Raw genomic sequence first — 9,188 nt, 5'->3', positions numbered from 1 at the left:
CTCGGCGCCGCTCGCGCCTCGGCACGATCTTCTTTGCAGCCCTTGCCCTCCTCGTCTCGCTGGCGGTGGGCCTGTGGACCGATCAGCTGATCCGCGGCCTCTTCGCCCGCGCCGACTGGCTGGGCTGGGTTGCGGCGGGGCTGGCGCTCGTCGCATTCTTCGCATTTCTTGCGATCCTCGCCCGCGAGACCGTCGCCCTTTCCCGTCTTGCCTCGGTGGAGAAGATCCGACGGCGCGCGGACGAGGCGTATGAAAGCGACGAAACGCGTGCAGCGCAGAGGGTCGTGACCGATCTCACAAATCTTCTGTCCAGCCACGCCGAAACGGCAGCGGGGCGGCGCGCGCTCAAGGAACTCGAAGGCGAGATCATCGACGGCCGAGACCTTCTGCGCATTGCCGAGAAGGAGCTGCTCTCCCCGATCGACGCCCGCGCCCAGAAGCTCGTGCTCGACGCGGCCAAGCGCGTTTCGATGGTGACGGCGGTCAGCCCGCGCGCGCTGGTCGACGTGGCTTATGTCCTGTTCGAGGCGGCGCGGCTTTTGCGCCGGCTTTCCGAACTTTATTGCGGACGGCCCGGCTTTCTGGGTTTCCTGCGCCTGTCACGAGGTGTGCTGGCCCATCTGGCGGTAACCGGCTCGATGGCCATGGGTGATTCGCTTGTCCAGCAGATCGTCGGCCACGGCATTGCCGCGCGGCTTTCGGCACGGCTCGGCGAAGGCATCGTCAACGGCATGCTGACGGCGCGAATCGGGATTGCCGCCATGGCCACCATCCGCCCCCTCGCCTTCCGTGCCGTGGAGCGCCCCGGCATGGGCGACTTCCTGAAGGCGCTGACCCAATTCGCCTCAAAAAACGAAGAAACAGCGGCGAAGAAACACAAATGAGGCTTGTCCGGCCGGCCCGATTGCCGCATCTTCGCGCGGGCGGTGCCCGGCTCGGCATCGCCCGGTGATAAAGCGTTAACCAAAATTCCTCATGCTGGGCGGGATCGTCCACGTCAGCAGTTTGTCCGGGTTCCCATGTCGTCAGCTTCGCGCCTGCTTGCTCTCCTGCCGTTTGCCGCTGCGCTGGCCGTTACCGCGCAGGAACCAGCCGCAGCCTCCGAGCGCGACCAGCGCTTTTTCAAGCAGGTCGAGGGCCAATGGTCCGGGCCCGGTGAAATCGTCGCCGGCAAGTACAAGGGCACGAAGTTCGTTTGCACCTTCGCCGGCTCGACCCCACGGGATGCGATCGGCATGGCGCTCGACGGCGGCTGCCGTGTCGGCGTCTTCAACCAGGACATGTCGGCGCGGGTGGAGCGTGCGCGTTCGGGCTATCGCGGCACCTTCCTCGACGGCGCAAAGGGCAAGGGCCTCGATGTGGTCAGCGGATCGGTGAACGGCAAATACGCCGTCTTCGGCATCCACCGCAACGAACTGACCGGCGCCATGCGTGCCCAACTGACCGACAAGGAAACGATGAACATAACCATTTCCGTCCATGTGGAGGAGGAACTGGTGCCGGTCATCGGCATGACGCTGAAGCGGCTCGACACGCAGGCCGTGGGCGCGCTGGCAACCGAATAGCGTCTGATTTGCGCAATTCCGGGCGGAACGCCGACGTCACCTTCCCGGAATTGCTCAACCCTTTTCCAGCCACCAACCGCTGTCCGGGGTGATCCTGTCGATTCCCGAGGCGTCGATCCGCTCCAGATGCTCGGCGACGGTGCGTCCGTCCACCACGAGACCGGGGGCGATCTCGGCCAGCGGCACCAGCACGAAAGCCCGCTCCAGCATGCGCGGATGGGGGATTTCCAGGCCCTCTTCCGCGACACGCTCGTCTCCGAAGAAGAGAATATCGATGTCGATCGGGCGCGGTCCCCAGCGTTCGCGCCGCTCGCGCTTCAGTTCGCGTTCGATGTCCAGGCAGAATGTCAGCAAATCGCGCGGCCGCAAGCCGGTCTCGACCGCCGCTACCGCATTCAGGAAATCGGGCTGGTCGCGCTTGCCCCATGGCGGCGTCCGGTAAAGCGCGGAGACCCCCACCACCCTCGTTTCGGCGGAAGCGTCGAGTTCGCGCAGCGCAGCCGCCATGGCTCTGGCGGGATCACCGATATTGCCGCCGAGCCCCAGAAAGGCGCGGTTTCGCGCGGCAACCATCACGTGTCCGCCTCAGCGGTCAGCACGGCATCGGCGATGCGCAGCGCGTCCAGGTTCTCGGGAATGTCGTGCACGCGAAAGATCGATGCGCCCTTCAACCGCAACAGCGCGCTGGTGGCGGCGGTGCCCACGGCGCGTTCGTCCCGGTCGCGATTGGTCAGCGCGCCGACGAAGCGCTTGCGCGAGGTGCCGACGGCGAGCGGAAACCCGAGCCCGGCCAATTCGCCAAAGCGCCCCATGATCCGGAAATTCTCGTCCGTGTCCTTGGCGAAGCCGAAACCCGGATCGAGCACGATCTGCGCGTCGGGCACGCCCGCCTCGCGGGCGATATCCAGCGAACGGCGCAGGAAATGGAACTGGTCGGCGATGACTTCGGGCAGCTTCTCCCGTTCGCGCCCGTTGTGCATGATCACCAGTCCCGCACCGGTTTCGGCGGCAAGGGCGGCGATGCGCGTGTCCTTCTGCAGGCCCCAGACGTCATTAACGATGTGCGCCCCGGCGGCAACCGCCAACCGCGCCGTCTCCGCGTGGTAGGTGTCGATGGACAGGATCATCCCGTCCTCTTCCGCCAGTTTCTCTATGACGGGCAGCACCCGCTTCTGCTCTTCCGACGGCTCGACCGGCGTCGCCCCGGGGCGCGTCGACTCGCCGCCCACGTCGATGATGGTGGCCCCTTCCTCCAGCATGGCGCGCGCGCGCGCCAGCGCGCTATCGACCGCCGCATGGCGCCCGCCGTCGGAGAAGCTGTCGGGCGTAACGTTGAGAATGCCCATGATGTGCGCCTCGGCTCCCAGTTCGAGCGAGCGCCCATGGGCGAGTTTCCATTGGCGCGGTGTTTCCATCATCCTCGTCCCGTATGTTGCCGATCCGAGTTGTGGGACGCACCGCGAGCGAAATCAATCGACATTTCCGGTCCCGGCTCCTTTGGCGTAGCTTTGCCTTGCGTCCCTCCTCGCCTTGCAGCAATGTCATCGGCGGGAGGCTCGCGATGCGTGCTGCTGTTTGCGTTCTTCTGGCTTTATCGATCGCCGTGCCGGCATCCGCCGCCAGCCTGTCGCGCACTTACAGCTATTTTCCCGTGGGCGGCATGACCCTGACGGAAATCGAGCGGCAATTGCGGGAGCGCGGACCCCGCCTGGAAAGCACCGGTCAGAGACACCCCGGCGCCACGAGCATGGAATTCACCACCCGGATCGACTATGCCGAGGGCGACGGGTACTGCCACGTCGCCGATGCCCGCGTCAGCGTGGAAGCCAAGGTGTTATTGCCCAAATGGCGCGACCGGCGGCGGGCGGAGCGGGAGGTGCGGCTCATCTGGGACACGCTCTCCCGCGACATCAAGCGCCACGAGGAAAGCCATCTCAGCATCGCCAAGACCCATGCGCGCCGCCTCGAAGACGCGCTGAAGAATCTGGGCCGTATGACAAGCTGCGAGGCCCTGGCGCGCAAGGCGGAAGCAACGACGGCGCGCATGCTGGCCGAGCACGATGCCGCCCAGGACCGGTTCGACCGCATCGAGGCGATCAACTTCGAAAGCCGCATCCTGCGCCTTCTACGCTACCGGCTGGAGCAGATCGAAGCCGGCCGGCTGCAGCCTTGAGCTAGCCCTGCCGCTCCGGCACCTCGACAACCAGCCCGTCGAGCTCGTCGCGTACCCGGATCTGGCAGGACAGGCGCGAATTGGGCCGCGGCTCGTAGGCGAAGTCCAGCATGTCCTCCTCCATTGCCTCCGGCGGCCCGACGACATCCGTCCATGCCTCGTCCACATAGACGTGGCAGGTGGCGCAGGCACAGGCACCGCCGCATTCGGCCTCGATGCCCGGCACGCCGTTGCGGATGGCGTTTTCCATCACGGTGGAACCGTTCTCGGCTTCCACCTCAAAGCGAGAGCCGTCGAAAGCGATGTAGGTGAGCTTGGTCATATATTGAGTGGGTCCGAAGGGAGTGTCATCGCACCGGCGTTGCGGCCGGCAGCCATCGAGGCTCGACATAATGACTGCACCCGAGGTGTCAACCGCTGCGGGGGTCCGGCGGCTCGAATCGATCGTGCACGAACAGCCGCACCTCCTCCACCAGTTCGCCGAGGCGCTCGCTGAGCGAGGGGGAAAACGGCGCCTCCTCTACCGCGGCCGCGCAGTTGGCCAGCGCGAAGGCCCCGACGGCCCGCGCCGAGCCCACCAGGCTGTGGGCGAGCTGCCGGCGTGACTGGGTGTCCGAATTCGACAATGCATCGCGAACGGTGACCGCCTGCTCGACGAACAGCCCGAGCACTTCCCGCTCCAGCACCGTGTCACCGAGAGTCTGTCGGCTCAGATGCGTAAGATCGATCGGTGGCTCCCCGACCTGCCGACCTTTATTGTGCTGCCCCTTATGCATGACGCCCCCAAGATCGAACGCACGAGGCCTAGGGACCCGCGCGTGCATATTGCGTTAACAGCGAAACCTGAATGCCCGCAATTCGACCAGACTATCGTTAACCTTATGTTTAAACTTTTGGGTATCGCCGCCAGAACGTATTTTCATCACAACCCTGTGTCAGTACGATACGGATCGGCGCAATGTGGGTGCAAAAGGGCCGCGAGGATCCGTTTCGGAACGGCCCAAAGAGTACAGGGTGACGGCGTATGGCGCAAAATATAACAACAAAGAAGGCACCGCAGGATGATTTCGCGCGGGAACTCGAGGAGGCACTCGAGCTCGATGCGGCCGAATTCCAGAACGCCGACGGCGATCTGGATGTAGCCGCCTCGATGGAGGACCTGGAGGCGCAGATCTCGCTCGCCGCGGAAGAGCTGGCGCGCGAAGGGCGCGACGACGATGCGGACGACAGCAGCCTCGACGACGGGATGAACGGCCACGCGGAGGACGAGCCGAAGGCGGAGGAAGCCTCGGCCGGGGCAGACGCGGCGGCTGCCGAGGAAGCACCCTCCGGGGCACGCACCGAAAAGCTGCGTCCCGCCGAGCCTGGACCTTCGAGCTCCACCCCCTTCATCCTGGCACCGGCCAACGACGACCAGCAGCGCGAGATCCGCTACACCGCGCGCAAGTTCGACCGGCAACCCTCACGCACCATCTATTGGGCCGCCGCCGTCCTGTCGGTGCTCTGGATCGCCGGCGCAATCATGATCGGCCATCTGCTCTATGGGCCGGCATTGTGGCAGATCCGCTCGCCCGAGGGCCTGCTGGCCGCACCCCACGCCATCGCGCTTGCCGTCGGCGCCCTCGTCCCGGTCATGCTGTTCTGGGGCTTCGCGGTGATGATCCGCCGGGCCCAGGAAATGCGGATCGCCGCCCAGGAGATGGCGGAGATGGCCTTCCGGCTGGCCGAGCCGGAAAACCTTGCCCAGGATCGGGTGATGATGGTCGGCCAGGCCGTGCGCCGGGAAGTGCAGGCCATGGGCGACGGCATCGAGCGCACCCTGGCGCGCGCCGTCGAGCTCGAGACACTGGTGCACACGGAGGTCAACGAGCTGGAGCGCGCCTATTCGGAGAACGAGTCGCGCATCCGCCTTCTGGTCGACAGTCTGGGCAGCGAGCGCGAAGGTATTGTCAGCCACGCCGAACGCGTGCGCGCCTCGATCACCGGCGCCCACGAAATACTGAAGGAAGAGCTGGACGCCGCCGGCGAACAGATCCGTCTCAGTGTCGACGGCGCGTCGCAAAGGCTCACCGAGTCCCTCGGCCAGTCGGGCAACAATCTGGTCGAGCGCATCAACGCCACGGGTGAATCCATCTACCTGGCGATGGACGAGCGCACCGACACGCTGTCGAAGCACATCACCTCGGCCGGCGACAACCTCGCCGGACTGCTCGACCAGCGCGTCTCCTCCCTCACCACCTCGGCGGAGAACTTCATCCAGCGCATGGACGAGTCCACCGGCACGGTCTCGCAGGCCATCGATCAGCGCACGCAGGACCTTGCGCAGCGGATTACGACCTCGGGCGACTCGGTGGCGCGGCTGCTCGACGAGCGTGTTGCCTCGCTGGGCAGCGCGACCGACCGTTTCGTGGAGCGTGTCGACGGATCGACCGGAACGATCACCCAGGCCATCGAACAGCGCGCGGGCGACGTCGCCGGCCGCATAACGCATTCCGGCAATGCGGTAACGCAGGCGCTGGACGAGCGCATTACCGCCCTCGACGGCTCGACTGAACAGTTGGTCGAGCGCATGAACCATTCGAGCGCGGCCATCACCGAGACCTTCGAGCAGCGCGCCCAGATGTTGTCGCAGCGCGTCACCGAATCCGGCGAAGGCATCGCCGGCCTGCTTGACCAGCGCATCGCCGCCCTCGGTGAACGCACTGAGGACGCCACCCGCTCGCTGGGCGAGCTCTTCGACGGCCGCGTGTCCGGCCTGGTCAATTCCCTGGGCGAGGCATCGCACAAGCTCAATGCCGAGTTCGATTCCCGCCTGAGCCAGCTCGACAATGCGCTTTCCCAGCGCGGACAGTCGCTTATCGCCGAGTTCTCGACTCGTGCGGAAGCGCTCGACACGGGCATGCAGAAGCTCGATGCGGCGCTCGAAGCCCGTGCCCGCGGCATTAACGAATCGCTCGTGGAGCGTGCGCGAGAGATCGCCGACACCTTTGCGAGCGGCCGCGACGACGTCTCCGCGGCCGTCGAGGCGGGCAGGAACGCAATCGACAACGACCTTTCCGGCCTCGTTGCCTCGACGTCGTTGATGCTCGAATCCAAGGGCGAGGAATTCGGACGGCTCCTGGAAGACGGTCAGGCGCGCTTGAGCGCACGGCTCGATGCCGATCTCGGCAAGTTCGACGCCGTGCAGGGGCGCATCGACGAGGCCGTGGGACGGCAGGTCGAGGCCGTCACGCAGAGCCAGGAGCGTCTCCAGGGGCTGCTCGATGCGGATCTGCGCAAGCTGGAAGAGACCCGCAACGGGTTCGAGGCTCGCATCGCCGGCCAGATCGAGAAGTTCTCCGAGACGCGCAGCAGTTTCTCCTCGGCTCTGGAACATGACATCGCCCGGATCGCCGAGCAGCGCGAAACGCTCACCGATGCCATTCGTGCCGATGTCGACCAGGTCAACGCCGCCTTCAACCAGCAGATCGGCGTGATCGAGGAGCGCACGCAGACCATGGAGAAGGCGCTGACGGTCGGCGTCGACAATGTCCGCCAGACGCTGGAAAACAGCGCAGTCGTGGTGGCCGGCGCCCTGCGCGAGAAGGTCACGGAAGCCACCGCCGCACTCGGCGACGAGACGGCCAGGGTGCTCGACGGGGTCGATCAGCGGATCGCCGCACGCGTCGACAGCGCCGCCGGCCAGCTCGGCGAGCAGGCCGACCGGATCGACCGCACTTTCGAAGGCGCGGCACGGCGCATCGCTGAACAGACCGACGCCTTCGGCCAGCATTTCGCGGACATCGACGGGCGGGTCGCCGCCCGCATTTCCGAAACCGCGCAAGTTCTCGAGAGCCGGGCCGAAACGGTGGCGCGCACCTTCGAGGGTGTCGACGAGCGCATCGCCGCGCGGACGCGGGAGTCCGCCGAAACCCTGGCGCAGCGTGCCGCGGGCCTGTCGCAGACCTTCGACGAGGTCGACCAGCGCATCATCGCCCGCACGCACCAGACCTCGGCCGAGCTGGACGCCCGCGCCGCGGCCATGGCCGAAAGGCTGGCTGAGATCGAAAACCGCCTGAAGGCGACCGCAGGTTCCACCGCCTCTACCTTCGTCAACAGCATGTCGGAGGTCGAAAAGCGCATCGATGAAAGTCTCGGGCGCACGCAGACGACCCTCAGCGCGGGCATCGGCGATGCCGAGGAGCGGTTGAAACAAAGCGCCGAGCAGGCGGCGAACCATGTCGGCGAACAACTCTCGCGCACCCAGGCCGACCTGGTGTCCACCGCCGACACTATCGGCCAGACCTTCGCCGCCGTGAACGAGCACATTTCCAGGCGCACGGGCGAGACCGTGCGCACGCTGGAGGAGCGCACCAAGGAGTTCAACGCCATGCTGGCCGGGCGCAGCGCCGAGATCGCCCGCGTTCTCGACGAAACGGCGCGTCCGCTCGTGGAGCGGTTCGAAGCCAGCGGCGGAGAATTGCAGCAGAGCATCGAGGCCGTCACCCAGCGCACGACCGAGCGCCTGCAGCAGGAGAACGCCGCACTCGTCAACGCGCTGGCCAGCCGCACCACCGAGACGTTGAACGCGATCGAGCACGCCCGTACCAACCTCTCCGGCAAGGTGGACGACCTCCTGGCGCGCCTGAACGCCTCCGGCGAGAAGCTAGGCGAACTCGTGGAATCGGCATCGCAGAACCTGTCGAGCGTCGACGAAAGGCTCACCAGCACCACGCGTGAATTCGCCCAGAGCGCGGAGAAGGCAGCCGAGACCTTCGCCAACTCCGCAAGCCTCATCAACGCGAATTCGGGCCGCCTTTCGGACTTTTCGGAGCGGACCTTGCGGGAGATTTCCGCCATCGCCAGCCGTTTCGAGGACCACAGCCGCGTGCTGGAAAGCGCCTCGAACCTGCTCGAGCAGGCGCAAAGCGGCCTGGGCTCGACCCTTGAAGGCCGTCAGCAAGCGCTCGAGACCCTGGCGAACGGCCTTGTCGAGAAGTCGCAAAAGATCGAAACGACCATGAAGTCGTTCGAGGGCCTGGTCGACGGGCTGCTGGATACGGCCGAGGGACGCACGCGCAAGTCGGCCGAGACCATCCGGGAGGCGATCAATCAGGTGCTGGAAGCGGCCACCAGCCGCTTCGCCGGGGCCACGGACGACATTCGTCGGACGGCCATGGAAATCCGCACCGAGCTCGAGGAGACCCGTGCCGACATGCAGCGGGGCATCGTGGAACTGCCGCAGGAGGCGAAGCAGTCGACCTCGGCCATGCGGCGCGCCATCACCGAGCAGATCAACGCGCTCAAGGAGCTTTCCGACATCGTCGCGAAATCGGGACGCCTGCACGACGTCGGCTCCGCCCCTTCCCCCGCGCCGGAGCCGGCACGCAATGCAACAGCACCGGCAGCCCCCACCGCCGTGCAAGCCGCGGCCGCCCCGCGCGTGATGGAACGCCCCGCGCCTGCCGGCG

At 66.2% G+C, this 9,188-nt stretch carries 8 protein-coding genes; 4 read left to right on the top strand and 4 right to left on the bottom strand.

What is annotated here, in order from left to right; genetic code table 11:
- Both ACFP9U_RS21245 and ACFP9U_RS21240 read left to right on the top strand, forming a co-directional pair.
- Nucleotides 1-884 (top strand): YcjF family protein (locus tag ACFP9U_RS21245; protein ID WP_378624524.1); only part of this gene is annotated, 884 nt, incomplete at its 5' end.
- Nucleotides 885-1,019: 135 nt separating this feature from the next.
- Nucleotides 1,020-1,565 (top strand): hypothetical protein, encoded by a 546-nt coding sequence (locus ACFP9U_RS21240; protein WP_378624521.1) that lies wholly within the window; start codon nt 1,020-1,022, stop codon nt 1,563-1,565.
- A 54-nt stretch (nt 1,566-1,619) separates the two neighbouring features.
- Here the strand turns inward: ACFP9U_RS21240 and folK are convergent, their stop codons facing one another.
- Nucleotides 1,620-2,138, bottom strand: a complete 519-nt coding sequence (gene folK / locus ACFP9U_RS21235; RefSeq protein WP_378624520.1) for a 2-amino-4-hydroxy-6-hydroxymethyldihydropteridine diphosphokinase — start codon at nt 2,136-2,138, stop codon at nt 1,620-1,622.
- Nucleotides 2,138-2,980, bottom strand: coding sequence for a dihydropteroate synthase (gene folP / locus ACFP9U_RS21230; protein ID WP_378624518.1), 843 nt, complete (start codon nt 2,978-2,980; stop codon nt 2,138-2,140). The genes folK and folP overlap by 1 nt, the downstream gene beginning before the upstream one ends.
- A gap of 146 nt (nt 2,981-3,126) precedes the next feature.
- Between folP and ACFP9U_RS21225 the strand changes: the two genes are divergently transcribed.
- Nucleotides 3,127-3,738, top strand: a complete 612-nt coding sequence (locus ACFP9U_RS21225) for a DUF922 domain-containing Zn-dependent protease (protein ID WP_378624515.1) — start codon at nt 3,127-3,129, stop codon at nt 3,736-3,738.
- A 1-nt stretch (nt 3,739) separates the two neighbouring features.
- Here ACFP9U_RS21225 and ACFP9U_RS21220 read toward each other — a convergent pair whose 3' ends face one another.
- Together ACFP9U_RS21220 and ACFP9U_RS21215 are read right to left on the bottom strand one after the other, a co-directional pair.
- Nucleotides 3,740-4,060: a 2Fe-2S iron-sulfur cluster-binding protein gene (locus ACFP9U_RS21220; protein WP_322450824.1), complete on the bottom strand. Its 321-nt coding sequence runs from the start codon at nt 4,058-4,060 to the stop codon at nt 3,740-3,742.
- 88 nt (nt 4,061-4,148) lie between these two features.
- Nucleotides 4,149-4,514 (bottom strand): Hpt domain-containing protein, encoded by a 366-nt coding sequence (locus tag ACFP9U_RS21215; RefSeq protein WP_378624513.1) that lies wholly within the window; start codon nt 4,512-4,514, stop codon nt 4,149-4,151.
- 248 nt (nt 4,515-4,762) lie between these two features.
- Here ACFP9U_RS21215 and ACFP9U_RS21210 point away from each other — a divergent pair.
- Nucleotides 4,763-9,188 (top strand): hypothetical protein (locus ACFP9U_RS21210; protein WP_378624510.1); only part of this gene is annotated, 4,426 nt, incomplete at its 3' end.

This window comes from Nitratireductor sp. GCM10026969, from assembly GCF_042660605.1.
In the GTDB taxonomy this organism is placed as follows: Bacteria; Pseudomonadota; Alphaproteobacteria; order Rhizobiales; family Rhizobiaceae; genus Chelativorans.
Note: the sequence above shows the minus strand (reverse complement) of the source record. Positions and strands in the feature narration are given on the sequence as shown.